We start from the raw sequence: 25,332 nt of genomic DNA, 5'->3' as shown, positions 1-25,332 counted from the left end.
GAATGATTCTTATTTGTTGGCAACTGGTTTACAAATAAAATAGATTTTTTTATAATAATCTCAATTAAATGAGAATGATTATCAATTGCAAAAATATTCACAAATAAACAATATAAACCTACCTTATTCGAAAGGAAAAGATATAATGCAACCTACCTATGATTGTGTGATTATCGGTGGTGGTCCAGCTGGTCTCTACGCTAGTTTTTATGCTGGTTTGCGTGATATGAAAATTGCCTTAGTTGAAGCTTTAGATCATCTAGGTGGCAAGTTAAGCTTCTACCCTGAAAAAATGGTTTGGGATGTAGGTGCACTCCCTCCAAGCAAAGGCAAACAAATTCAAAAACACTTAATCGAGCAAGCCAGAACTTTCCAGCCCGATATCTACTTAAATACAAAAATTAACAAAATCGAGAAAGTTGAGGATACTTTCCTTTTACATAGCAATCAAGCTACTCCCCTGAAAGCAAAAACCGTTTTACTGGCGATTGGCGGAGGAATCTATACGCCAAAGAAATTAACCGTCTCACTAACAAAAGCCGTCCAGGACAAAATCTTTTATCATTTTCCAGATCCAAATCTAATCAAAGGAAAAGAATTATTAGTTTCTGGTGGAGGCAATAGTGCGGTGGATTACGCGATTGAAGCCCATGAATTTGGTGCCAAAGTTAAAGTATCCTATCGTGGAGAAAAACTTAAAGGGCATGAAAGTCAAGTACGCAAGCTGTCTGAACTAGGCATTCCCGTTTACTATTGCGATACAATTGAAGAAATTCGTGAGCTGGGGCAAAAACTCCAAGTAAAATGCGCCGTTCACACCCTTTCTGCGGATTATTTACTGATTCAACACGGTTATGAACACGATGGCAGTCTTTTTGAAAGCTGTTCTTTTGATTTGAAACGACATAACGAGTATGCACTGGACTGCCAACAACCAAGCATCACCAGTGAAAAGGGCATTTTTGCGACAGGCGATATCCAATATTATCCTAGCAAAGTGAATCTACTCGCCGGTGCTTTTAATGACAGCGTACATGCAGTTAATCAAATCAAACAATATCTCGATGAATCAGCCGCCAGTTTTGAAATGGTTTCTTCCCATAATGAGAAATTCCATACTCGTAATCAAGCACTTTTTGCCAACAAGGAGGCGATATAGATGAAAAAAACTACCCATCGCTTCGTTTTTGGGGCACTTGGGATTGTTTTTCTAGCTCTGATTATCTTATCTGTTGGCTTTGCACTCACCCAGGGACAAGCCGATATCAGAGTCAGTGAGGTCTATCAAATCTTATTATATAAGCTTTCCAACGGGCATCTAGGAAATGTCGAACAACTTTCATTGGCCGATCAAAATATTATTTGGTTTGTCCGAGCACCTAGAACACTCTTAGCTATCTTTGTAGGGATGGGACTCGCAATTAGTGGCGCGGTGATGCAAGCTGTCGTCCAAAATCCATTGGCCGATCCCTATATTTTAGGTATTTCTTCTGGTTCATCACTAGGCGCTACCTTTGCGATTTTGGTTGGTTTTGGTGGTGGGGCGTTGGTCTTTCAATTTGGCTTAGCATTTGGGGCCTTTATCGGAGCTATTTTCGCCAGCATCTTTGTCTTACTCTTGGCAAGTGTCGGTTCAAAAATGACTTCCACAAAACTCGTACTCTCAGGGATGATTATTAGTTCCTTATGTAGTGCTTTGTCAAATCTCATCATCTATCTCGCTAATAACGCGGAAGGCATGAAGACCGTTACCTTTTGGACCATGGGTAGTTTAGCCAGTGCAAGTTGGCAAAAATTACCTTTAGTCAGTCTCATTGTCTGTGGCTTAGCGCTCTTTTTTATCTTACAAGCACGAATCTTAAATGCAATGTTACTTGGCGATGAAGTTGCGACCACATTAGGAATTAAGCTAAGTTTTTATCGTAAAGTCTACATGATTTTAGCGGCACTTTTAACCAGTATTATTGTCGCGAACTCAGGAATGATTGGCTTTGTAGGTCTGATTATTCCACATATTGTCCGTGGAATTACCGGTTCAGATCATCGCCTATTAATGCCATTATCCGCTTTATCTGGCAGTCTGTTTATGATTTGGGCAGATGTTTTAGCCCGTTCTATCTTAAAGGGTGTCGAATTACCCATCGGCATCATCACCGCCATGATTGGTTCGCCGATTTTCATTTACATTATTTTGAAGAAACAATACAACTTTGGAGGGTAGCTTATGAAATTATCCATTGAACACTTGAATTTAAGCATGAAACAACGCACCCTCTTAGATGATATTTCTTTAAAGACTAAAGACGGTCAATTTGTCGGGTTAATCGGAGCGAATGGTAGTGGAAAATCAACCTTACTGAAAACCATCTATAAAACACTCAAACCAGACAGCGGCGAAATCTACTTAGATGAACTCAATATATTGCATAGTTCTGAAAAAAAGGTTGCCCAAAATTTAAGTGTGGTGAGCCAATTCAACGAACTTAGTTTTGATTTAACCGTTAAGCAAATGGTTATGCTTGGACGTACTCCCCATAAGCGACTTTTAGAACAAGAAAATAAACAAGATTTACAAATTGTAGAGCACGCTTTAAAAACGACCAATTTGTTAGACTATCAAGATCGTAGTTTTCTTTCGCTATCAGGCGGTGAAAAACAGCGGGTGATTCTTGCTAGAGCCATCGCACAAGACCCGCATTTCATGATTTTAGACGAACCTTGTAACCACTTGGATATTCGTTATCAGTTGGAAATCATGGAAATTGTCAAAAATCTAGGCATTGGAATTTTAGCTGCTTTACACAGTTTGGAAGATGCCTGCCGTTATTGCGATGAACTCTACGTCTTAAAACAAGGATACGTTCTTTCAAACGGGAAGCCCAAAGAAATCTTGACCGAAGACTTAATTGAGGAAGTTTATGGTGTCAAATGCAAAATCTATCAAAACCCAATCACCCAACAATTAGGATTCTATTATTATAAATAAGGTTGTGAGGCAGCTCAGTAAGACATGAAGAAATTCGTGTGCTTACCTTCCGATGAGAAAATCGGATGAAAGAAGATTTTCTCATTCGGGAGGGCGAATTTCACAATGTCTAGCTGCCGAACACCGTCAATAAGGTCATATGGAAGGAGAAAAACATGAAAAAATTAACCTTACTTGCGCTAACTACAGCGACATTTTTACTAGCTGCTTGCGGCAATACTCAATCAAAACAAGAAACAAAATCTGAAGCGCATTATCCACTTACTATTGAAAATGTCACCAAAGCAGAAGGTAGCAGCAAATGGACCAAAAAAGAAGAAACCTATCAAGCGAAACCTAAAAAAGTCTTGGCCAATACCCGTCCAGCTGCCGAACTTTTACTACATCTTGGACTCAAAGATAATATTGCCGGCGTTGGTGCCACTTTTGGGGTAGCCGATGAAAGTGTCGCCAAAGAATTTAAAGAACTCAAAGACCTAGGAAACAGCTATATCAGCAAAGAAACCGCGCTAAGTGTTGATCCAGATTTAGTCTATGGGCGTGGTGGGCTATTTGATAACCAAGACTGGGGTGTCGGTACGGTCGATTCACTAAATGAAATGGGTATTCCAACTTATGTCTTAGAATCATCTATCACCGGTGCAACTTTTGATTCTATTTATTCAGATATCGAAAATCTTGGTAAAATCTTTAATGTAGAAGACAAAGCCAAATCTTTCAGCAAAGAAATTAAAGCCCGTCAAGCAAAACTAGAAGCTAAAGTAAAAGACCAAAAAACGCAGACCTTTGCTTACCTACACATGTCTGATCCTAGTCAAGTGGTCGTTTATGCTGCTCATGACGAAGCGTTCTTTAACGATATGTTTAAAATGATTAAGATGGATAATGTGTTTAAAGACCAAAAAGGCGATGTAAGTGAAGAAACCTTAATTCAAACCGATCCAGATGTCTTAATTGTCGGTGACTGGTCAAGTATTCCAGGAAGTATCAGTGGTCAAGAAGTCATCGATGCCCTATTAAAAAATCCTAAGCTACAAAGTATGAAGGCAATTAAAAACAAACAAATCTATGCGGTAGATTATAACTATCTATTCGGTTATGGTTACCAATCCTTAACTGGTTTAGAACAACTAGTAGATCAAATGCAAAAATAATCTCTATACAAATACGGCGCAGAATTCAAATATCTGCGCCGTATTTTTTATAATTCATTCCATAGTGTGAAACCTAAAATCAAAGCTCCTCCAACAAATTGTAAAAGTGTTAATGGTTCACCAAGGATAAAGACAGAGATGCAAACGGCCACTAAAGGATCAATATAGCTTAGTATCGCTGCTTTTTGTCCAGGAAGCTCTTTTAACGCTGAAAAGTAAAAACAATAGGTCACTCCCGTATGTACTAAACCAACAATTAAAAGGCAAATCCATCCTATTGTAGTTAACTGGCCTAGTGAAAACCCACTCGTAAAGCCAACATAAGGGATTAAAATCAAAATTGCCGATAAAAATTGTAAGAAGGTTCGCTGGATACCGCCTACATTTTTGATAAACTTATTAAGCAATATAACTGTCGCGTAAAAGCAAGCAGCACCTAATCCAAAAAGAATCCCTACAATATTGGACTTCCCTTGACTAAAATCACCTATTCCTGTTATCAACACAATTCCTAATGTCGACATGATAAAACAAAGCCAATTTTTCGCCGTCATCTTTTCTTTAAACAATAATGGGCAGGCAAGCGTAACCAATACCGGTGCAAAGTAATAACTTAAAGTCGCTATCGAAACCGTAGTATACTTATACGCTTCAAAAAGTAAAATCCAGTTAAAACCCATCGCCACCCCAGATAAAAGTAGGATTGGCAACTCTTTTTTGAACTGTTTCACCTGGATTTTTTGCTTAGTAACGAATAAAAAGCCGCCAATTAACACCGCTGCTAAAACAGCTCGATAAAACGCCAAGGCCTCTGAAGATAGCTGAATATTACGGACAAATAACCCTAATGTTCCAAAAATCGCCATTGAAAAGACCAACAACGCACGTGCATCCTTTTGATTTTTCATCCAATCACTCCTCAAATAGATAACCAACAAAACTTATTTCTTATATTCTAATGTAAAAAATTTTTAAAAGTCAAGACACCTAAGTATTTTTCATGCATTATAAGATAAAACTTGATAATATAAAAGAAAATGACCTTTGGAGGAAATCGATGGAATTAACACTAAAAATTCAAGAAAGCACAGCCCAAATTCAAACCCCCAATCAGCAATTGACTATCCAATTTTTACCCATTTTTGAAGCTGTACAAGCAGATGTGGTTCAACTGTATACCGATAAAAAAGGTAAGTGGCACTTGATGACCGAAGCACTACCAGAAGAAATGCACCGTTGCCTAGCTATCCAACTTCAAGAGGGAGAAATGGAGATTTTTAGACGAGTCATTGCCAATGAATTTTTCAAAGGCGAATATGCCATTCCAGCGCATTATCAAAAAGAATACCAGCCAATCGTGGAACAAATCACAGCTATTTTACGACCTTTTGCGATTCAATTTGATGCCAAACCAAAACGCCCTGGTCAAAAAGCCCAACATCGTTTTAAAAAAGAGTTCGCAACAATTCCTTTTTATGTTGATGATTTCAATAGTAAAGCCACAGTCTACTGGCAAAAGCGCAATGAATTTCGTATTTTAGCGGGTGCGACTTTAATGCCTGAAGCGCATTAAATAAAGATGGTTCACTTGGCTTTGGTGCGCGATTCGCTTTAACCTTGCGTCAAGAACAAGCGGATAAAATCAAGGATAATGTCACAACTGAAGATATTATCTTAAAAAGCGTCAATGAGGTCGGACATTTTCTATACTTTGCCGGAACAAACAGCTGGCTAGTCTTAAAAGATGAAAATGGCAAGACAATTGATGAATATAGCGTAGTCAAATAGGAGGAATTATAAATGGCTACAAATATGGAACGTGTCTATAAGATGAATTTTGCCAGTGTCTATCCTCTACTTGTTCAAAAAGCTGAGCGCAAAAACCGCACCCAGGCAGAGGTCGATGAAATTATTTGTTGGTTAACAGGCTACACACCAGAACAACTTGCGCAACAATTAGAAAATAAAGTCGATTATCAAACTTTCTTTCAAGAAGCCCCACAAATCAATCCTAACGCAAAACTTATTAAGGGCGTCAGCTGTGGCTATCGTGTAGAAGATATCGAAAACCCATTGATGCAACAAATTCGATATTTAGATAAATTAATTGATGAACTCGCAAAAGGCAAAAAAATGGAAAAAATTCTGCGTCAAGATTAGCTTGAAAAGATGTGATAATGGATTCAATACAAGATTTCACAAATTATACTCACTTTTCTCCACAAGAAGCCGCTTATCAATTTACCAGTGTGATTGAAGCGTCTGAAGTGGGCAAAGGGGGCGCTTATGTCCGCGTGCCCGTCAATATTAAAGAATACTTCGGCAAAGGTCGCTTAAAGGTCAGAGTCTATTTTGAAACGGTCTATTATGAAGGTAGCATTGTCAATATGGGGGGTAAAAAATCCGGATGGCAGTGTCTGTTATATTCTCGGCGTCCGCAAAGATATTCGTGAAGAACTTCAAAAAGATGTTGGTGATACCCTGACTATTTCCTTCCAACCTGTATTTTAAATTTTCAAAGCACAAAAAATCCCGGCTAGACCTACATGAATCTAGCTGGGATATTTATTTATTGTTAACTTAATTGAATTACTTGATCATAACGTTCTAAATCTGTCTTGGAATAATGATGCCGAACTTCAACGATTGTTTGTGGAAGTGCAAAAAGTAATTCATCAATTTTTGCCATCGTCTGCGCATCTAAATTAGCCTTCACTTCATCAGCTAAAATCATATTTTTTTCATGATACAACATACGCGCAATTTCCATTCTTTGTCGCTCACCACCAGATAGTGTTGGCAGTTGATCATATTCCTTATTTAATTGTACTTTTTGTAAAAGTTGATGCACACTTTCCACTTTAAAATCAGCAGATAAAGCAATATTTTCAGCCATCGTTAACTCACTAAAGCAATAATTATCTTGTAATACATAGCCGATGAGTTGTTTTCTTTGTGCTGGTGATAGTTCTTGACCTGCAAAAAGAATTTTACCTGAAGTCGGCTTTAAATCCCCAAACAGCAAATCTAGCAAAGTCGTTTTTCCTACACCACTTTCACCAATAATCACTACTTTTTCGCCTTGACGAATCTCACATGAAAAATGCTTTAAGATTGGCTTGTGTTCATAGGAAAAAGAAACATCTTCAAAAGTAATTGGAAATAATGTATCCACGGTCTTCTTTTCACTTGGACTAACTTCTTCTAGAATGGGCGCATACTTTTCACGCAGTCCCTTGCTTCCCTGTAACGTATTTAAAAAATAAGCTAATTCTTGAAACTGATAGCCAATATTATAACTGACAAGATAAATGGCTACAAATTGTGCTGGAGAGAGTTGTTGATAATAACACATCACCCCACCAATAATAATAGGGATTAACGAACAAAAAGTGTCCAACCCATTGATAACAAAACTGTTTAGTGAGCGTTTCTTTTCAAACTTTAAATTTTCTTCGGTACTTGTTGATAATTTAGCCGTTAATCTCGTTTCAAAAAAAGTTTGTACGCCATAATTCCGAATGACTCGAATACCTTTTAGCACATCCGTTAACGATTGGAGATAGCGTTGGTTCGCCTGCATCTTCGCTTGTGATAAATCATCAAGTTGTTTTCCACCAAACCTAGCAAAAATTGCCGGAATTGCATAGAAGAAAACAAAAACTAAGCCTAGATAAAAATTGGTAACTAGTGCATAGATAATGGAGATACTGGTAAATCCTAGAGAAGCCATAACAATCACTAGTGGTTCGACATAGGTTTCTTCTAATTGTGGAACATCTTTTTCGATATCCGCCAAAAATGCATCATTCTCTATTTGTTGACCATACAAAAAATGTTGGGTGATCTTTTGTTTTAAATGATAGGAAAATTCAGCTATCAATTTGGCGAAGTAGTAACGTTTCCCAGTAAGTCCGATTAATATCAGCAAATTGCCAATCACCCCAAAAACAAGGGCTTGCCACAATAGATGTAGTTGACGTTGTTGAAAGAGCTCAACAATTCGACTCACTAACCACGGATTTACCACCGCTTCTAACCAAGTAAGTGCAATGAATATAAAATAGACAACAAAAACTTTTCTTGAAATTAATTTTTTTATCATACAAATAACCTCTCTTTATTAAAAAATTTGAGTGTTAAATGTATTGTTCATTGCTTTCACCACCTTTAGAAATGTAGTCAGTAAAACCACATTCCTTAATAAAAGGCTATTCTTTTCATGGATTCTTGTCAATAGAATTTTCTGAATTTTCTCATTTTCATTCAATTTTTCTCGTCTACAATTATTTTGATATTCTGACGCTCTACTTGCCATATTTGTTGAAACTGTTCTAAATAATTCACTCGCTTATCATGCGTAATCATTAAGATAGTCAGGTCTTTTTGTTGTAATAATAAATTTGTATATTTTTCGGACATTTCTTGACTTAGTGCCGCAAAAGGTTCATCCAAAAGCAGCAAACCTTTATTGGCATGTAACGCACGTAATAGCGCAATCATTTGTTTTTCTCCACCACTCATTGTTTCTGGAGATAAGTAGCTATTTTCATCAAAGTCTGAAGGAAGATAGGCCAATAGCTCCTTTTTTAGCGGATAACTGCCAAACAAGGTTAAATTATTGGCTACAGTATCTTCAAACACTACGGATTCTTGCCCCATATATTCAACAAAATCATCTATTTCACCTTCCTGAACCTTGCCTTGATTCCAAATAATCGCAGCAGATGACTCTCGTTGATAAATGTATTGCAATAATGTGGATTTACCACTAGCATTTGGACCAACTAATGCAATCTTTTCTCCTGCCAGTAGTTTTAAATTTAAATGTTGGAATAACTGCTTACCTTCTGGCGTTTGTAAATTTAAATCACAAATTTCTAGGCTTTCAAATGGATATTTTGTCTGATTTCTAATGCTCATTTCTTCTGCTTGCAACCAATTTTCCATTTCCTGACGTGCTTTTTTGGAAGCGTGTAAGGCATTCACATCCGTTAGAATATATCGAATGGGATAGACAAAGTTGGTAACATAAGAAAAAGTGGCCACCGCTGCACCTACAGATAATTCTTTACGATATAAAATCACTGCCACCATCACAAAGGCCAAAAAATTGACAATAAACATTGCTAAACCACTCATTACATTTGCAAAGGTCTTAAAACGTCCGTAATCATATAAACTACTTTGGTTGCTTTCTGCATAATAATCATGACGCTTAGTTAAATTCAAAAAAGTAAACGGTGTAAATAGCGACTTGCCTTTTAAAAATGTACTCAATTGTTTGACATATTGTTCATAGGCTTCTAATTGATTTTTTCGTAAAGTTGATAATTTTTCTGCCGTATATTTCGGCAATACCGAGGCAAATAATGAAGCCAATAGAACCACTACTGCAATTTTCCAATCGACAAATAGAATTAAAGCACCTGTGTAGAAAATAATTTCAATCATAGCTCGCAACATGTCGATGAATGGACTTAAGTATTCTTCATCTAGCACTTCAATATTATTAGTAAAAATAGCTAGATAGCCTGATTGACTATGACTTTGATAGTTTCGATTAGACTGCGATAGAATTTTACGAAAAATCCTAGTTTGCATGATTCGCCGAAATTCTGCAGATATCTTCCATTCTAAAGATTGATACTTATCTTGAAAAAAAGAATTTGCCAAAATAAGACTGAAATAACCAATACACAAAAAGATAACTAATTTTAACGTGAGATGGCTCACGTGATTAAACAAAAGCATATTCATGTAAGGCAAACATACATTAGTTAATGTCCATAATGTTGAAAAAATGAACTGTAACCCTATAAGCTTACGTAAATCATACATTACTGATTTCATCCTAAACATTCCTATCTAAATTCATTTCAACGCTTTTTTGTCACCTGATTTCGAATCCACAACCAGATACCAACAAAAATGGTAGCTACATTGATAACAATACCTAATACCGTGATATTATCATATACGGTAGGAACTAATAAGAAAATAATACCAAAAGCGGTATACAAACTAGAAATCACTGAAAAAACCAAAGCCATTTTCGAATGATCATATGCTTCGTAAACCATCTTTTCAAATATATTACCAGAAATACCAATAACAAAGAAGGCAACGAATAGGCAGACTAATTTCAGTAATGGTTGGGGTACAATGAAAATCAGTAATAGCGCCAGTCCAGAAATCATATAGTCCACGCTGAAGAAATGATAAGGATTCATTTTGATTTTAGGAGCTGCCATGGCGCCTAATAAATCGGCTGCACGTCTGGTAGCAATGACAATCCCTAGATAAGTCAACGGGATCTTTTCTGCTAACAAGTACAGTGGCGCTAGCGTGAGTAAAAGATCGGTGCCTCCACTCAAGATAGCTTCTGTGCAAATAATGAAGGAAGCTCGTTTTTCACTAAAGAATTCCTGTAAAGATTGTTTGGTACGAATGCGCTGCTCTTCTGATTTCTCATCAGCCTTGTTTTCATTAGCAAAATAGGCATCCTTAATCTTCAATCGGAACATAAAGTAAATCGCCCCAATAAAGAATGGGATACTTAAATCCATCAGCAATAAATACGATAAAAAGGTTAGTAATACCGAAGCAATAAAGTTACTGATAATATCAATCACATTACTTGCGACATATTGAATATCAATTGAAGCGTTAATCAATTCATCATTATTATCTAAAGTAGCTGGTATGACTTTCATCTGAATCGTATTTAACAAACTGGTAGTCAAACTAAATAGAAAATTCAAACCATACATCAAGTAAATCGATCCGTTAAAATAAAGGGTTGCAATAATCAATAACATGATAAATAACTGTGCTGTTTGAAAAGTCAGCAACCAAGCCCTATCTTTTTTCAATTGATGTAGGTAGGTTCCGTATAAAAAAGCAAACAAATTCGGCAACATTCCAACTAACGTAAATAAGGACAAATTTACAGCATCAATGTGATAGACGGCCACTAATCCTAAAGATAGTGCTACTAGATAAAAACTATCAGCAATATTTCTTACAGAGCGACCTAAAATCAGGTGCTTAAAATTAGCTGTGTAATGACTAAATTTCAATTATCTTTCCCTCCTAAAAAAAAACGAATGATAATTAAAATATACCAAAAAAATGATAAAGTAAATATCACAATATCATTTTATTCTCATTTTAAATCTGGACACCATAAAAAGAAGGTCCCAAAATATCCATTTCAGGAACCCTCTCTTTTTCAATATTCCGGATATTGTTCAATGTAGCCTGTTTCTTTTAGCACTTTAGTTGGCCACTAATCTTGTTCATCTTTAATTTCTTCCATCTTTTGAACCTTAAAAACAAATCGCCAATAAGCATCAAAATCATAAATGGCTTCAAACACTTCATTTTCTTCCAATACCAAGGAATCCAAGGTCGTTTCAGAACCCAATTCAGAAAACACATCCATATATTCCTCGCTTCGTTCATAAGATAAACCATCCACTTCAAAGCGATAAAGGTGTGTAAAATCAAATTTCATCGAATCTAAAAAGGTCACTAACAAATCTTCTAATGATTAATTTCCTACCATTTGAATGATTCGATATACTTGGCGCCCAAAACCTTTAGGATAGATTTTAAAGATATAGTTATACATGTCATAGTCTTCATTCGATAAATCATCTATCATCGCCATAAGTATATCATCCACATCGTCATCACTCATTGCATCCAAAGCTTGACTTAGTTCCTCTTCATCCATAGCATCTATAATCTCTAGGATATTCTCTTTATCACTAGATGCTAAATAACTCTCTATATTTTCGGCTAAGGCTTCACTAATCTCTGGTTCCAAACGAGCAAGAGCTAAATCCATCATACGGAGGGCTTGTTGCGACAAAATTCCAGCATCCATTTTTTGAATTAAGCGTTGCGTCACAATTGGCAACTCATCAAAATCATGAATCGCGCTTGAAATTTGTTGTTCACGTACAGCTTGATAGATTTTCGTCAAATAATTGATATAAAGCGCTAATTCTATATCACTTGCTACAAGATTGAAAAAAGGTAGCATAATCACCAACTTCTGCAAATTCCAAGGATTCACGAAAGTCCGTTTCATTCAATATCAATTCATAAAGCCTTTCATCATCTTCTTTTAATAAAAAACGGAACTGAAGCAGGTCTTCCATCGCTTCTTGTAATTCATCGGCATTTTCATAATACGGAAAAGTCTCTACAAAGTCATCCTCTTGTACTTCCGGTGTATCTTTCAAATAATCGAGTAATTGGGCCACTTTATTCGCTCTTTGCGGGATTGTTTCTTCTCCTGTCAGGTTGAAATCAAAAAAGTCCAGCCCAGACGAAAGTGTTTCAAGATCTATCAGCTGATTTTCGTAACGATTAAAACTATAATTTAGAAAATACTCCCCAGAAATTTGTGCCTTATCTTCTATGGTTAATTTTGAAATATCCATCTCTTTTCCTCCAATATTCATGTTTTTTTATTAGTGGCACTGGCAGTGGGGGTCACTTTCACTCTCAGTAACGTTTACATTTTTATTTGGAGCATCCACTAGCTTTGGTGTCCAAAAGTTTTCGTAAGTGCCCGTTTCCATCCCTTTTAAGAATTTTTGACGTACTTCTGGATAAGTCTCACTTAAACGACTGACCAATTGCTTCATCTCTTCTCGTTTGGTCTTTTTATCGGCAGGACACGGGTTAAAAATCACCGGTAGCCCTTCACGTTGCACAAAATGCTTAATGGCAGTTTCTTCTACATATAACATTGGACGGATAATCGAAACCTCGCTGCGTGTGAGATAAGTTATCGGTTCAAAACTACGAAATTCACCGTGGAATAACCAATTCATCATAAAAGTTTCAATCGCATCATCTAAGTGGTGACCAAGTGCAACCTTGCTACAGCCGCGCTCTTTAGCCGTTTGATAAAGAATTCCGCGGCGCAAATTCGCACATAAAGAGCATGGATTCTTCTCTTGTCTGATATCAAATACAATCTTGGCAATATCAGTCGGTACAATATCTAATTCGTACCCTAAAGAGGCACAAAATTCCTTAAGCGGGGTTAAATCCATATCCATCCCCATATCTAAAACCATTGGATGAATATCAAAATCAAAGCCTAGACGCTGCTGTTTTTTAATCGTATCTAGCAAATAAAGTAGTGTCGTACTATCTTTTCCTCCAGATAAGCCAATCGCAACTTTTTCTCCTGGTTCAATCATTTTGTAATTTAATATTGCTTTTCGAATTGGATTATAATAACGTTGATTGTCTTTTTTATGTGTTGTTCCCATATTGATTCCTTTCCAACCTATTCATTCTTTGATGCTAATCGATATCTAGTCATTTTGCGTGTTCCTTAAACCACTAGCAAGGACTGCGCTACCATTTGTCGTAAAAATCGCTTTGTAGTAGAATCGGCCAAACCTAATAGTTCTCTTGCTTCTCTATTCGTAATTTCTCCGTGTACATTGATATAGTCGATAATTTTGGCGATTCTTTCTTGTTCTATCGTTAATCTATCATTTTTCGAATAAGCCTGATGATTTTTTATCGGCTTTTTATCTCCATCTTCTAGCATATCATAAGCGTCATGAACAGTACTCATCTTATTACGGTAAAAGCAAACGACAAAACCTGTTTTCTTCTTTTGAAACTCATAGCGAACACCTGACATCTTATAGTTTTGCACCAATAGATTGAATCGCTTCTTTGATTTCTGAAGTCGACTTTTTAAATTCCAATGTTTCGGTTGCCATTCCTAAATTCATCAAACCCCTCCTTATCAATCATTTTGAAACCATTATAGCATAATCTAAAATCAGATTGTGACCTTTTTCTCAATGAACATCAAGCAAATTTGGCACAAAAAACCACCTTAGCTTTTACACTAAGATGGCGTTTTTTTCTATACTTTGATTTCTTTGTGCATAAATAGCCACCAGCCAATCAACATCGCCACTATGCCAGCAACGCTTAAGCCAACGAATGGTACCGTAGCAAATTTTTCCATTGGCATCTTGGCTAATGGATCAAATAGCGACGTATGCACCAACCATTTTGGCAAATCTAACAAGGCTGCAAAATAGGTTATACAAAAACTATAGCCTAATAAGCCATAGACGAGCCAACCAAAAATGGCAGGTAAACTTAAACTCAACAACATCAAACCAACAAATAGACACACTAAAGGCCATTGATTCATCGCCGCTTTTAAGCAGGTCCATACAAAATCATAATTCTCTTCCTTCATCGAACTTACCGCAGCTATCCCTAGACTCGCCCCATTCAGTGCAATAGCCAGTAGACCAAACACCAACGATAAAAATAAAGTAGATAAGTAGATTTTGCCGCGACTTACTCGATGCACCACGAGATAGCCTAAGCGCGATTTGCCTTCTTCCGTATGCACTTTACGCACCACGACTAAAGGCATCACTAATCCAATGGCCGTCATAACAACCATAACTAAAGAAGTGAAAGAATCAATTAAACTAGAAGCATCATTGGTAAACATTTGGCTGATTAATTCATTGCTGCTCACAAAAGTATCAATATCCCCGTAAATCGAACCATACATTAAAGCGATCATCACGTCCGCTATTAACCAAGCAATGATTGTTCCTTTATTCAGATAAAAGATAAATCCTAAAGGTGTCGTTAAATAGCCTTTTGCTTGTGTTTTTCCTTTGCGCGCCGCTAACAGACTGGCTCCTAAATCACGCTGACTCTCTAGTTTCATACCTACGAGGAATAAAACCAAAGTGAGTACGAGTAACGCTGAGGTGTAGTTCAAATTATTACGAAGGAAAGGTTGACCTAAATAAGTCCAAGCAAGCGGATTGATTTTAGAAAAATCGAGATTGCTGACATCGGTACTAGCCCTTAATAAATAAAGCAAACCGACAAGACTAAAGAAAATGCCGCGTGCCTGTGAACTGGTCGGAAAGATTTGGGCACAGACATAAGCGAGACTTGCACCCAATAAGCTTGCCAAACCGATAGAACTAGCAAAATACACACTGCCAGCAACATCTACTGTTTGAACATGATAAGAGACTAAAAGCCCACTAATCAGTACGACCATTAAAATCGTATGCATTAAGACCAGTAAAATAGCCGCCATACTATAAGCCCTAGCACCAATTCTAAGAGATTTCAGAATTTCTAGCTGACCATTTTCTTCTGTCTTTCTTGTCTGCTCAATCATAAAGCTACCAGCAATCATCATGGTGACGACAGCGATAAAAAGTGTCATTTCATGTCCATACATTACCCCAACTGTATAATTGTTCGCTACATCAACCGGTAATGGCCCGAAAATTGCCGTCATAGCAGGGTTTTGCATCGTAACAAATAAACCTACTTTCCCTTGGTCTTCTGCAATTTTTTCAAAAGCAGGGACATACCCACTAGCAAAAGCCGTTAATCCAAGCAACCAAAGTGAAAGCCACAACCATTTTTGGCGCAATTGAAAACGTAATAAGGCAAAGGTTTGGGTAAATTTATTATCCACTGAACTCCCTCCTTACTTTTCCACTTGATAATGACGCATGAATAATTCTTCTAGTGTTGGTGGTAAGATTTCTAACTTCTGCACCTGATAGCGACTTAATTCTTTTAGCAAATCATCTAAGGCCTGATAATCAATCGAAAAGGTCGCTTGATTTTGAGCAGTTTGCGTCCAATCATGAATGAAGCTTAAATTTGCTAACGCTGCGATATTTTCTTTTAAGGCTAAATGGACCGTACTGCGTGTTAAATGGCGTAATTGCTCTAATGTACCGCTTTCCACGACACGTCCCTCTTGAATAATGACGACACGATCTGCCAAACGTTCCACTTCACTCAAGATATGCGAGGATAGCAAGACGGCCTTTCGCTCTGCTTTGAGGCGTGCCACTTCATCTTGAAAGACGCTCTCCATTAAAGGATCTAAACCGCTCGTTGGTTCATCTAAAATGTAAAGCTCACAATCTACCGCCAAAGCCGCAATTAAGGCGACTTTTTGCCGGTTTCCTTTTGAATAACTCTTGACCTTTTTGGATAAGTCTAGCTGAAATTTTTGGACAAGCTCCTCTTTTTTTGCTTGATTTCCTTTACCATGTAATTTCATCAATAAGTCAATCGTCTGCCCGCCTGTTAAGTTCTCCCATAAAGCTAAATCTCCTGGAACATAAGCGATGGATTCGTGAATAGCTAAAGAATCTTGCCAGGCATTCTTACCAAATAACGTGACTGTACCACCAGATTTTTTCAATAATCCCAACATAATCCGAATGGTCGTGGACTTTCCTGCGCAATTTGGTCCGATAAAACCGACAACCTCTCCTGGATAAACTTCAAAACTGACTTCTTTTAATGCGACCGTTTTCCCAAAATTTTTGGATAATTGGGCAATTTTTACAATAGGTTCCATTTCAAACACCTCCTTTTTTGAACTAAAAATATAATTTCAGTTCAATAATAAACATCTAGCATTGACTTGTCAATATGATTTGAACTTATTTCGTTAATACAGTTCACAAATTCTAGTTTTTTAGCTATAATTGAATAGAGAAAATGACGGAAAGGATAATCGTAATGAATGGATTTGAAAGGCGTAGTGCCAAAAAAAGAGAACAAATTTTACAAACAGCTTTAGAAATTATGAATCATCCAAATGGCATTAATAATCTAACCGTTCAAAAAATTGTGGAAGCCACTGCCATTTCTAAAGCCACCATTTTTAAGTATTTTGAAACCAAGGAAAACCTCATCCAAGAAACTTTTTTCTACTATTTAAATCAAATGAAGCAAAAAAGTGAAGTCATCCTCGCTAAAAACAAAAGCTTCAATGAAACTTTTATGGCATTAACCCAACTAAAAGTCGATACGATTGCTCAAACCGAACAACAATTTTACCTAGATTTAATGCGCTATTATACCCAAACAAACGACCAAAAACTGGCTCAAAAAATGAATGATTATACGCAAGAATCTTTTGGAGTAATGAAGAAATTATTGCAACAAGGACGCAAAGAAGGTGCGATTGACGAAAAATACAGTGATGAATTTTTACTACTTTATACGCAGGCAATGGTTAATGGTTTCTCCCATCCAGAAATCTATCAGGAAGCCTTGCCGTTTACTGAAGATTGGACAGAAGTATTATTAAAAGGCATCGCACCTACTCCAAAGACTGAATAAAATAAATGGATGCTATATTAAAAAACATTAAAAAATATCAATAATTTTCAAATTATACACAGTGAAATGTGTACTTTCAATATTTAGATTTCATTCTACTATTATGGACTGAAATAAGATAATTATTTTTTCGTGTCAAAAAAATAATTATCTTATTCTTTCGCTTTTATTATTTAAGGTTTATTTTTATAAAATATTATATTATCAAACATCCATCCCCCAAAAATTTAGGTAGTTATTTGTAACCAATTCCAAAATAATCAACTTGTTCATTTTTAGGGGATAAAAATACTATAATTCAATTTTTTTATTCATTTAAATAACCAATTTATTTATGTTTTCGCTTTACAAATTATTATGTTTTGAGTTAAAATATAGAAAAGAGCATAAGGGGTGAATGTTATGCGTCGTAAAGTTTATACGAAAGATCAGATATTGAAAGCGGCACATGAAGTTGTTTTAGAGAGTGGTTTTGAAAAGTTTACTGCCCGTAACGTAGCCAAGAAGATGGGCATTTCTACGCAGCCAATCTATCTTGAGTTTAAGAACATGGAAGACTTAAAGCGTACACTGTTACAAAAAATTGAAACAGATTTAACCCGTAAATTTATGAGTCAACCAATCACAGGTGATTTGATTGTAGATGCTCCTGTTCACTATGTTGAGTTCGCCTTGAAAAAACCTAAATTATTCAAAGCCTTATTTGTTGATCCAAAAGGCGGCGGACCTATCATGTATGAATATTCCGTAGAGTTCTATAAGGAATTATCTAAGCAAAGTCGTCGTTTTAGCAAATTACCTAAAGAAGACTTCGAATTATTACATTTAGAAGCATGGATTGTGGTTAACGGCTTAATTACTATGTTATTAGCTGGTATCATCACATTAACTCGTGAAGAATTAATCGAATTAGTTCAACAATTAATTGAAGATATTTCTGAAGGTAAGAAATTCAAATTTGATGTTACTGAATACATCAACAAAGCTTAATATGATTGTTACATAAATCTAGCTCGTTTTTATGGGCTAGATTTTTTTATGTCAAAATACGCAAAAAGTCTTGATAGCTATCGATGCAGATAATCATCAAGACTTCTTTTTGACTTATCTATTATTTAACTTGAGAAATCAAACTATCTTGGGCTTTTTGCTCTAATCTCTCAAAGAATATCAACACACGCTCCATAATGAAACCAGTAGTGATGACACAAATAATCGTGCCGATGCCAAAGCTTTGACTACCTAAGAGTAATCCGATGACAACCATTAAAGCATCTAAGCTAATCCGCACATAACGCAATGGGAATTTTGTAGCCTTCACAATCATCATGGTCAAACACTCTATCGCAGCCGAACCGAGATTACCAGCAACATAAATTCCTACACCTAATCCATAAACGACAATTCCTAAAATCATCGTTAAATACGTATGACTAGTTAAAAATTCATTGGCTGTTAAAATGGGCGTCAAAGCATTTACGGTTAAGCCTACCCCAAAGGCATTCGCAAAACTACCAAGTCCAACTTGTTGGCGATCAAAAAATAGGGCAAAAGCTAAAATAATTAAATTAAAAGTTAATGTTAAGTAGCCAAATTTCCACGGAATAAAATTCATTATACCAAATAGGGCAACACTTAAGGTATCCACCCCTAATTGGCTCGTAATCATTAACGTAATTCCTAAAGCGACAAGTAATGTTCCTACAATAATCTTTACTAACTGAGAAACTTGAATATTTTTCAACATCAGGGCTTGCTCCTTTCCAACATCTTTCAATTATAGTATATTCAACTCGAATTGTATAGAAAAGGTCAATTGTCCTGATTTGAAAAGGATTACATTTGGTATTTAATTATTTTCGTGCATCAATTCCTGATATTTTTGCTTTAATTCACGGCAAATTCGTTCTTTTGTCGTTGGATGAGCGAAACTCGCCTGAATCGCATCTATATTTGTTTTTTGCATCATAGACAAATCAAAACCAAAATATTGATTTAATAAAGCATACTCATTTATTAAACTTGTATTCGAAACGGTGCGATTATCAGTATTGACGCAAAATTTCACTTTTTTCTCCACAAAGAGCGGATAAGGATAATTTTCGAGGGTATCGACTGCACTAGTCTGCAGATTACTCGTTGGACAAATCTCTAATAAAGTGCCTTTTTGGACACACAAATCTAAAGCTTTTAAGTCATCTTTAATCGCTACACCATGGCCAATTCGAGTCGCTCCAAGATGAATCGCTTCAACCACGTGATGGGCACACCCACATTCACCAGCATGTAAGGTAATTTGCAATTGCTTATTCTTAGCCAAAGCGACAACTTCTCCACGCTCGCCTAAATCATCTCGCTCATCACCTGCATAATCAAAGCCAACCACACGCGCTTGTTGCATCGAACAGACCTTTTCTACAAGATCAAGATTGCGTTCATTGCTATGATGACGCATGGCTGAAATAATCAAATTCACTTCCACCTCATAATCTTGCATGCCTTGCTCAATCCCCAGACATACAGCATCGAGAATTTGAGACACACTTAAGCCTTGATGGGTATGTAAAAGTGGTGCAAAACGTATTTCTAGATAACGAACATTCTCTCTACTCACTTGCTCAACTAAATCGTAGGCGGCCATTGTTAAGTTTTCTTCGCTTTGTAGTAATGGCAATACCGCATCAAAACTATCTAAATATGCCTGTAAGTTTTGACATTTTTTAGGCGCATGAACCTTAGCTAAATTTTCCAGGGGATAGCCATCTTTTTTCGCCATTTTCTCTAAACAAGCCATCGAAATCGAACCATCTAAATGACAATGTAACTCTACTTTTGGAACACGTTGTAATAATGCTTTTTCCATCAAAATCACTCTTTAAAAAATGTATATTGTTAGAGATTATAGCAAAAATATTCGGTTTTAAAAGTTAGATTAGTAAATTCTAATCAAAAAAGATGAGCCCGAAAACTCATCTTTTCTCAATCAATTTCAATTTTAGTTAAGAGTTGCATATATTGTTGATTGGACAAATAAATTTTCTTCTTATCAACCGTGATTTCTGCGCCTTGCTTTAAAGTTTGGATACTTCGGCCGACTGTACGCTCACTCAAACCTAACTGCTTCGCGATTTCCTGATAAGATACCGGAATCAATAGCCGCTCTTTGCTACGGTGATGCTTTTCATAGAAGCTAGCCAAAAAGAAGCGCACCCGATCAATCGCTTTGGAATAATAAAAGAGTCCATCATTGCCAGAACGAGCGTAAAAATCTTGAGCCAACCATGCTAAACACTTACGTAAAAGGGGCAAATCATTTTGTAAGATACGATAGACCGTACTAGCAGGCAGACGCAACACTTGCAATTCTGTTTTTGCCACCACTGTCGCAATATGATGCTTTTTATGGGCCAGTACTTCCAATAACCCCACGACACCATTTTCAGCATTTAACTGGAAATAACTGTATTCTTGCCCATTGATATACTCTCTTAGCCCTACCGCTTCTCCTGATAATACAAAGTAAATATATTCTGGAAAACTACCTCGCAAACACACTGTCGATTTAGGTGCAAAAGTCAAAACAGTCCCCTGTTGATTTAAACTTTCCGGTAGCACACCCACATTAAACGTCATTTCTGTACGATATTGATGCCATAATTTTTCTAATTCATCCATTTGATCACCTAAGCTAAGCGTTTTTTCGATAAAAATGTATCATCTGTTCAATATCATCAAGCGGTAAATAATTCAATTCCGTATGAAAATCATCATCGCCTGCTTTCACATTCAACTTACAATGGCCTAATTGTTTAGGATACAGCCAACGAGAAGTCCGCATTTCTAAGCTTTGAATATTTTTTCGTGGCAAAATCGTTTGGACACGCTCCAACAAACGAACATCGCGAAAAACAATAAAGTGCTCATTCATCCCGTACGCTTGGGATTTACTTTGGTAATAGGCATACCCTAATGAAAGTGTGGCTAACAAGACAATCGCTAAAGCTAACTGCCAAATCGCAAAATGGAAGAAGAAATACGCCCCAATCGGAATTGCGATGACAAAAAATTTAAAACGGCTAAAATACCATAACCGCAATTGCTGCATTTCTTTTAAGGCCACCTGAAAATCAAAATCGGGTAAAAAATGTGTCAAATAACCCTCCACTTCACTAACCTTTGTTACGGGAATTAGTATCGGATGGGTAGTTAAGGATTCTTTTTCACCTTCTTGTTTTTCTTGACCACCTGCAATCAGTAAGTCCACACTGACCAACCCTAAAAATAGGCGAAAAATATTTTGCTTGATACGCACACCTTGAATTTTGCTCATTGGAATCACTTGCGACTTTTGTTCAATCAATCCATATTCAATTCGCAAAGCCCCAGTACTTTCCTGAAAAATTTGGAAATCGGCATATTTAAGCACCGTTTTTAAAATCATATAGATGGCACAAAGCAGATAAGCGATGCAAAAGAAGCCCACCGCCGCAAGAATAATCATATGGCTAAAATTACCTAATAAGCGATCTTGCAAACTATCTGGGATAAATTCCAAAGCACCCAACATCAAGAAAACTGGCGCTAACAAGGTCAATTCGGTTAAAGCAAATATCAGCAAATCCTTAGAAGATAGTGCAAAGTCTGCTTGTTGCACTTTTTCTTTAGGTTTCAGCAGCGTTTCATTACGGCGTCTTGCTTGCAATTCATCATATAAGGCATACGGCACCATTGGCAAATCAACTTCTGCTTCTTTTCCGGAGTGTGCAGCTGTTTCGACCATCAAACGAATCAATCCAAACGGCACCATATAAAACCATTGATTTTTCTTGATTGTTTGCATTCGTTCATAAGGAACAATGATTTCTTGTTTGACAAAAATACCTTTGCGAAAAATCAAGGCATCCTCTGTCAGTTCATACGTTTGCGTTAAGTAACAAGCTATATGATAACCTACAGCTAAAGCAAAAATCCCTAAAGAAGCTAATGAGACATATAGCCAAAAATGAGGATTAGATAAGTAATCACGATCCTTACCCAAAAAACTACTTAATACAAACAGGAGAACAATTTGCCAAATCAATTTGACTAAAGAACGAATAGGCGCAAAAAGTAAATACAGTTTTGAATAATGATTTTTCTTAGACATCTTCTTTCGCCTGCCTTACCATCTCGATAATTTGCGCGCGAAGTTGTTGGGCTTCATCGACATCCAAACCTAAAATTTTATGCTTCGTCGCTGCAGTATGAATCACCAACTCCATCAAGTTTTCATGACGTAAGAAGGGACCTTGCTCCGTTTCAATATGTTGGATACGATTTAAAGGTACATAAGTCGTCGAACGGAAAATAAACCCTTCCTGAAAAGCTAAATCTTCACTCGCCAATTCATAACGATGAAAAGTATAACGATAAGGAATTAAGACCAAATCTACAATTGATTTTACGATAACCACTGTCAAATACACCAACAAACCATAAAATAACCATTGATTATGCCAAATAAAATGATAGATTAAAAATGCAACACCACCTAGCAAAAGAGCGACGATTGTTTCTACTAACCAAGTCCACAACCAAACCTTCTTGATTCTTTCTGGCATTTTATGCGCCAATAACGGATAGTTCATCTTTTTCATCTCCTTTTTTTATAAATCGAAACCGCTTTATCTCATTTTAACATTTTCAATTATAAAAAAACAAGGGTAAGACAAAGTAAATCCGTATTATTCATTCAATGATGAGATTAAAACAAAAAAGCCAAAAAAAATGGGAAGAACTCCACTTTTTCGGCTTCAATCATTTTTTTAATTTAATTTACTTGCAGCCTCTTTGTCCACAATCACCGTTACATTTGGATGGTTTTGTAAGACACTTGCTGGTACATCGGGTGTTACTGGTCCTTCTACCATTTTTTTGATGGCATCAGCTTTCTTCTCACCAAAAGCTAAAAGAACAATTTGCTTACTTTGCATAATGGATTTAATTCCCATAGATAGCGCTTGCGTTGGTACTTCTTCACGGCTTGCAAAATAGCGCTGGTTGGCTGAAATCGTTGATGGCGTTAAGTCTACCACATGAGTTGTCACATCAAAACTCGTACCTGGTTCATTAAAGCCGATATGGCCATTTTCACCAATTCCTAAAACTTGAAAATCAATTGGATGAGTCGCAATCACTTCATCATAGCGCGCACATTCAGCCACTAAATCTTCAGCTAATCCATTTGGTACGAAGGTTTCTTTAAAAGGTTTGTGATTAAATAAGTGATCATTCATATAGTAACGATAACTTTGCTCATTTTCGCCACCTAAGCCCACATATTCATCTAAATTGACTGAAACGCAATCCGAAAAGTCTAAATCACTTTTGACCATTTCTTGATACAAGGTTTCTGGTGTACCCCCTGTTGCTAGACCAAAAGTTTTCTTTCCTTGTGCTAGACAATCTTTTAATAATTCAAAGGCTTTTTGTCCACCTTCATTTGCATTGGTTACTTTTACTACTTTCATCTTTCTCACTCTTTCCTCTTCTTATTGGTACATACCAATTTTAACACCAAGCCCCATATTTGTCTAGACCAATTGTACAAAAAATCATTTTATTTGCGTTTTATCACAACGTATGTCAAATTCAATTTAATGACATGTTAGAAAGCAAGGTATTTTACATGAAGATTACCACTAGAAAAATATTACTGGACAAATCGTGACTCATCAAATCCGTTCCATCGACTATCAACATCGAAATTTACAAGCAGTTGAAACCTGTGACATTCTCACTTGGACAGATGTATTAAGTATTATTCAAAACTTCATTTGACAAAAAACCGCCTGAAAATCTTTCAAGCGGTTCGTTACATTTTTATTTACTTGCTGTTGCGACGGCTACCCCAGCAATGACTGGAAGATATCCACCTTTTGGAGTCATTCCTAAAACAGCAATGATTGAACCAGGTGAAGCAGCAGCACGTAAACCAGCACCTAATAATTGGAAAGTAAATGTACCTGATACCACACCAGCTATAACAGCTAAGAATAATAATGGTTTCATCATGACATATGGGAAGTAAATTTCATGAATACCACCTAAGAATTGAATGATAATCGCACCTGGCGCAGATGATTTGGCATAACCTTTACCAAAAATCATGAAGGCTAATAACACACCTAAACCAGGACCAGGATTGGTTTCTAATAAGAATAGAATAGATTTACCAGTTTGTAAGGATTGTTCCGTACCAAGTGGTGTTAAAATACCGTGGTTAATGGCATTGTTTAAGAATAAAATTTTCGCAGGATCAATGAAGATATTTGCTAATGGTAATAAATGTGCATTAATAATCGCATCTACACCGCTAGCCATCGCATTGGTCAATGATTGAACGACTGGACCAATTCCTAGATATCCTAGAATCGAAAGTACAAATCCAATCAAACCAGCTGAAAAGTTGTTGACTAACATTTCAAATCCAGCAGCAATTTTATCTTGGAAAGCATCATCAAATTTCTTGATACACCAGCCACCTAAAGGACCCATCACCATCGCCCCAATAAACATTGGTACTGAAGATCCGACTAAGACACCCATTGTTGCAATTGCCCCAACAACTGCACCACGTTGGCCATGAACAGTATGTCCACCAGTATAACCGATTAATAATGGCAATAAATAAGTAATCATTGGTGAAACTAAATTGTTTAATTCTTTATTTGGCCACCAGCCAGTTGGAATAAACAGAGCAGTAATTACACCCCAAGCAATAAAGGCCCCAATATTTGGCATGACCATTCCTGAAAGAAAACTACCGAAACGTTGCACTCTTGCTTTTAAACTCTTTTGCTGCACGTTTGCTTCCATTTTTAACTTCCTCCTCTTAATCTGTGTGGGATGGTTCTGCACACCCCACAAAAGTTCTTGTAATTGTTTACATTTTTATCTTAATCCAATAAATTACCGCTTTCAAAAACATCTAAATACATGTTTGACACAAAGAAGTGT

At 36.6% G+C, this 25,332-nt stretch carries 26 protein-coding genes and 2 pseudogenes; 10 read left to right on the top strand and 18 right to left on the bottom strand.

What is annotated here, in order from left to right:
• Positions 1-145: 145 nt before the first annotated feature.
• The 4 genes from I567_RS03010 (at position 146) to I567_RS02995 (ending at position 4,140) form a co-directional block, all read left to right on the top strand.
• The gene (locus I567_RS03010; protein WP_016250770.1) at positions 146-1,159 is read left to right on the top strand and encodes an NAD(P)/FAD-dependent oxidoreductase; all 1,014 of its coding nucleotides are present in this window, start codon (positions 146-148) and stop codon (positions 1,157-1,159) included.
• Positions 1,160-2,221: a FecCD family ABC transporter permease gene (locus I567_RS03005; protein ID WP_016250769.1), complete on the top strand. Its 1,062-nt coding sequence runs from the start codon at positions 1,160-1,162 to the stop codon at positions 2,219-2,221.
• A 3-nt stretch (positions 2,222-2,224) separates the two neighbouring features.
• On the top strand, positions 2,225-2,986 hold the full coding sequence (locus I567_RS03000; protein WP_016250768.1) for an ABC transporter ATP-binding protein: 762 nt from the start codon (positions 2,225-2,227) through the stop codon (positions 2,984-2,986).
• A gap of 155 nt (positions 2,987-3,141) precedes the next feature.
• Positions 3,142-4,140 carry an ABC transporter substrate-binding protein gene (locus I567_RS02995; protein WP_016250767.1) on the top strand — a complete coding sequence of 333 codons (999 nt, stop codon included), beginning with the start codon at positions 3,142-3,144 and terminating at the stop codon, positions 4,138-4,140.
• Between the two features lie 47 nt (positions 4,141-4,187).
• Here I567_RS02995 and I567_RS02990 read toward each other — a convergent pair whose 3' ends face one another.
• Positions 4,188-5,048 (bottom strand): DMT family transporter, encoded by an 861-nt coding sequence (locus I567_RS02990; protein WP_016250766.1) that lies wholly within the window; start codon positions 5,046-5,048, stop codon positions 4,188-4,190.
• Positions 5,049-5,197: 149 nt separating this feature from the next.
• Between I567_RS02990 and I567_RS02985 the strand changes: the two genes are divergently transcribed.
• From I567_RS02985 to I567_RS02975, 4 genes and pseudogenes are all read left to right on the top strand, one after another.
• Entirely contained in the window at positions 5,198-5,713 is a 516-nt protein-coding gene (locus I567_RS02985; protein ID WP_016250765.1) for a hypothetical protein, read from the top strand.
• Positions 5,714-5,757: 44 nt separating this feature from the next.
• A complete protein-coding gene (locus I567_RS13105) occupies positions 5,758-5,928 on the top strand; it encodes a hypothetical protein (protein WP_154647258.1) in 171 nt (56 codons plus the stop codon).
• A gap of 12 nt (positions 5,929-5,940) precedes the next feature.
• A complete protein-coding gene (locus I567_RS02980) occupies positions 5,941-6,300 on the top strand; it encodes a DUF2200 domain-containing protein (protein WP_016250764.1) in 360 nt (119 codons plus the stop codon).
• Between the two features lie 17 nt (positions 6,301-6,317).
• Positions 6,318-6,651, top strand: a pseudogene (locus I567_RS02975) (DUF1905 domain-containing protein).
• A gap of 64 nt (positions 6,652-6,715) precedes the next feature.
• Here the strand turns inward: I567_RS02975 and I567_RS02970 are convergent.
• The 10 genes from I567_RS02970 to I567_RS02925 all read right to left on the bottom strand — a co-directional run bounded on the left by I567_RS02970 (position 6,716) and on the right by I567_RS02925 (position 16,564).
• The gene (locus I567_RS02970) at positions 6,716-8,245 is read right to left on the bottom strand and encodes an ATP-binding cassette domain-containing protein (protein ID WP_016250762.1); all 1,530 of its coding nucleotides are present in this window, start codon (positions 8,243-8,245) and stop codon (positions 6,716-6,718) included.
• 161 nt (positions 8,246-8,406) lie between these two features.
• Positions 8,407-9,981, bottom strand: a complete 1,575-nt coding sequence (locus I567_RS02965) for an ATP-binding cassette domain-containing protein (protein ID WP_248636717.1) — start codon at positions 9,979-9,981, stop codon at positions 8,407-8,409.
• A 38-nt stretch (positions 9,982-10,019) separates the two neighbouring features.
• Positions 10,020-11,222 carry an MFS transporter gene (locus I567_RS02960; protein ID WP_016250760.1) on the bottom strand — a complete coding sequence of 401 codons (1,203 nt, stop codon included), beginning with the start codon at positions 11,220-11,222 and terminating at the stop codon, positions 10,020-10,022.
• Between the two features lie 209 nt (positions 11,223-11,431).
• Positions 11,432-11,683, bottom strand: coding sequence for an IS1096 element passenger TnpR family protein (locus tag I567_RS02955; protein ID WP_018345298.1), 252 nt, complete (start codon positions 11,681-11,683; stop codon positions 11,432-11,434).
• Between the two features lie 12 nt (positions 11,684-11,695).
• Positions 11,696-12,193: a hypothetical protein gene (locus I567_RS02950; protein WP_016250758.1), complete on the bottom strand. Its 498-nt coding sequence runs from the start codon at positions 12,191-12,193 to the stop codon at positions 11,696-11,698.
• Positions 12,162-12,596 (bottom strand): hypothetical protein, encoded by a 435-nt coding sequence (locus I567_RS02945; protein WP_016250757.1) that lies wholly within the window; start codon positions 12,594-12,596, stop codon positions 12,162-12,164. The genes I567_RS02950 and I567_RS02945 overlap by 32 nt, the downstream gene beginning before the upstream one ends.
• Positions 12,597-12,626: 30 nt before the next feature.
• Positions 12,627-13,439: a tRNA 2-thiocytidine biosynthesis TtcA family protein gene (locus I567_RS02940; RefSeq protein WP_016250756.1), complete on the bottom strand. Its 813-nt coding sequence runs from the start codon at positions 13,437-13,439 to the stop codon at positions 12,627-12,629.
• Positions 13,440-13,504: 65 nt separating this feature from the next.
• Entirely contained in the window at positions 13,505-13,822 is a 318-nt protein-coding gene (locus I567_RS02935) for a DeoR/GlpR family DNA-binding transcription regulator (RefSeq protein ID WP_016250755.1), read from the bottom strand.
• A gap of 231 nt (positions 13,823-14,053) precedes the next feature.
• Positions 14,054-15,661, bottom strand: coding sequence for an ABC transporter permease (locus tag I567_RS02930; RefSeq protein ID WP_016250753.1), 1,608 nt, complete (start codon positions 15,659-15,661; stop codon positions 14,054-14,056).
• A 12-nt stretch (positions 15,662-15,673) separates the two neighbouring features.
• On the bottom strand, positions 15,674-16,564 hold the full coding sequence (locus I567_RS02925) for an ABC transporter ATP-binding protein (protein WP_016250752.1): 891 nt from the start codon (positions 16,562-16,564) through the stop codon (positions 15,674-15,676).
• 164 nt (positions 16,565-16,728) lie between these two features.
• Between I567_RS02925 and I567_RS02920 the strand changes: the two genes are divergently transcribed.
• Positions 16,729-17,334, top strand: coding sequence for a TetR/AcrR family transcriptional regulator (locus tag I567_RS02920; protein ID WP_016250751.1), 606 nt, complete (start codon positions 16,729-16,731; stop codon positions 17,332-17,334).
• Between the two features lie 402 nt (positions 17,335-17,736).
• On the top strand, positions 17,737-18,324 hold the full coding sequence (locus tag I567_RS02915) for a TetR/AcrR family transcriptional regulator (protein WP_016250750.1): 588 nt from the start codon (positions 17,737-17,739) through the stop codon (positions 18,322-18,324).
• 121 nt (positions 18,325-18,445) lie between these two features.
• Here the strand turns inward: I567_RS02915 and I567_RS02910 are convergent, their stop codons facing one another.
• The 7 genes and pseudogenes from I567_RS02910 to mtlA form a co-directional block, all read right to left on the bottom strand.
• Entirely contained in the window at positions 18,446-19,081 is a 636-nt protein-coding gene (locus I567_RS02910) for a YczE/YyaS/YitT family protein (protein WP_016250749.1), read from the bottom strand.
• Between the two features lie 102 nt (positions 19,082-19,183).
• On the bottom strand, positions 19,184-20,197 hold the full coding sequence (add, locus tag I567_RS02905) for an adenosine deaminase (RefSeq protein WP_016250748.1): 1,014 nt from the start codon (positions 20,195-20,197) through the stop codon (positions 19,184-19,186).
• A gap of 116 nt (positions 20,198-20,313) precedes the next feature.
• On the bottom strand, positions 20,314-21,009 hold the full coding sequence (locus I567_RS02900) for a Crp/Fnr family transcriptional regulator (RefSeq protein ID WP_016250747.1): 696 nt from the start codon (positions 21,007-21,009) through the stop codon (positions 20,314-20,316).
• Positions 21,010-21,022: 13 nt separating this feature from the next.
• On the bottom strand, positions 21,023-22,480 hold the full coding sequence (locus I567_RS02895) for a PH domain-containing protein (protein ID WP_016250746.1): 1,458 nt from the start codon (positions 22,478-22,480) through the stop codon (positions 21,023-21,025).
• On the bottom strand, positions 22,473-22,961 hold the full coding sequence (locus I567_RS02890; protein WP_016250745.1) for a PH domain-containing protein: 489 nt from the start codon (positions 22,959-22,961) through the stop codon (positions 22,473-22,475). Before I567_RS02890 ends, I567_RS02895 begins: the two co-directional genes overlap by 8 nt.
• Before the next feature lie 177 nt (positions 22,962-23,138).
• A complete protein-coding gene (gene nagB, locus I567_RS02885; protein ID WP_018345299.1) occupies positions 23,139-23,843 on the bottom strand; it encodes a glucosamine-6-phosphate deaminase in 705 nt (234 codons plus the stop codon).
• Positions 23,844-24,207: 364 nt separating this feature from the next.
• Positions 24,208-25,191, bottom strand: a pseudogene (gene mtlA / locus I567_RS02880) (mannitol-specific PTS transporter subunit IIC); the annotation flags it as partial.
• Positions 25,192-25,332 lie beyond the last annotated feature (141 nt).

The organism is Enterococcus cecorum DSM 20682 = ATCC 43198, from assembly GCF_000407565.1.
GTDB lineage: Bacteria > Bacillota > Bacilli > Lactobacillales > Enterococcaceae > Enterococcus_E > Enterococcus_E cecorum.
This window is presented reverse-complemented; position numbering and strand designations above follow the sequence as displayed.

Bases quoted from the DNA above. Each gene is read 5' to 3' on its own strand.
- I567_RS02985 (WP_016250765.1), top strand. From the start codon at position 5,198: ATGGAATTAACACTAAAAATTCAAGAAAGCACAGCCCAAATTCAAACC.
- I567_RS02895 (WP_016250746.1), bottom strand. From the start codon at position 22,480: ATGTCTAAGAAAAATCATTATTCAAAACTGTATTTACTTTTTGCGCCT.
- I567_RS02910 (WP_016250749.1), bottom strand. From the start codon at position 19,081: ATGTTGAAAAATATTCAAGTTTCTCAGTTAGTAAAGATTATTGTAGGA.
- I567_RS02925 (WP_016250752.1), bottom strand. From the start codon at position 16,564: ATGGAACCTATTGTAAAAATTGCCCAATTATCCAAAAATTTTGGGAAA.
- I567_RS02945 (WP_016250757.1), bottom strand. From the start codon at position 12,596: ATGGATATTTCAAAATTAACCATAGAAGATAAGGCACAAATTTCTGGG.
- I567_RS02935 (WP_016250755.1), bottom strand. From the start codon at position 13,822: ATGTCAGGTGTTCGCTATGAGTTTCAAAAGAAGAAAACAGGTTTTGTC.
- I567_RS02980 (WP_016250764.1), top strand. From the start codon at position 5,941: ATGGCTACAAATATGGAACGTGTCTATAAGATGAATTTTGCCAGTGTC.
- I567_RS02995 (WP_016250767.1), top strand. From the start codon at position 3,142: ATGAAAAAATTAACCTTACTTGCGCTAACTACAGCGACATTTTTACTA.
- I567_RS02890 (WP_016250745.1), bottom strand. From the start codon at position 22,961: ATGAACTATCCGTTATTGGCGCATAAAATGCCAGAAAGAATCAAGAAG.
- add (WP_016250748.1), bottom strand. From the start codon at position 20,197: ATGGAAAAAGCATTATTACAACGTGTTCCAAAAGTAGAGTTACATTGT.
- I567_RS02900 (WP_016250747.1), bottom strand. From the start codon at position 21,009: ATGGATGAATTAGAAAAATTATGGCATCAATATCGTACAGAAATGACG.
- I567_RS02970 (WP_016250762.1), bottom strand. From the start codon at position 8,245: ATGATAAAAAAATTAATTTCAAGAAAAGTTTTTGTTGTCTATTTTATA.
- I567_RS03005 (WP_016250769.1), top strand. From the start codon at position 1,160: ATGAAAAAAACTACCCATCGCTTCGTTTTTGGGGCACTTGGGATTGTT.
- I567_RS02915 (WP_016250750.1), top strand. From the start codon at position 17,737: ATGCGTCGTAAAGTTTATACGAAAGATCAGATATTGAAAGCGGCACAT.
- I567_RS02965 (WP_248636717.1), bottom strand. From the start codon at position 9,981: ATGTATGATTTACGTAAGCTTATAGGGTTACAGTTCATTTTTTCAACA.
- nagB (WP_018345299.1), bottom strand. From the start codon at position 23,843: ATGAAAGTAGTAAAAGTAACCAATGCAAATGAAGGTGGACAAAAAGCC.
- I567_RS02920 (WP_016250751.1), top strand. From the start codon at position 16,729: ATGAATGGATTTGAAAGGCGTAGTGCCAAAAAAAGAGAACAAATTTTA.
- I567_RS03000 (WP_016250768.1), top strand. From the start codon at position 2,225: ATGAAATTATCCATTGAACACTTGAATTTAAGCATGAAACAACGCACC.
- I567_RS03010 (WP_016250770.1), top strand. From the start codon at position 146: ATGCAACCTACCTATGATTGTGTGATTATCGGTGGTGGTCCAGCTGGT.
- I567_RS02940 (WP_016250756.1), bottom strand. From the start codon at position 13,439: ATGGGAACAACACATAAAAAAGACAATCAACGTTATTATAATCCAATT.
- I567_RS02950 (WP_016250758.1), bottom strand. From the start codon at position 12,193: ATGCTACCTTTTTTCAATCTTGTAGCAAGTGATATAGAATTAGCGCTT.
- I567_RS02990 (WP_016250766.1), bottom strand. From the start codon at position 5,048: ATGAAAAATCAAAAGGATGCACGTGCGTTGTTGGTCTTTTCAATGGCG.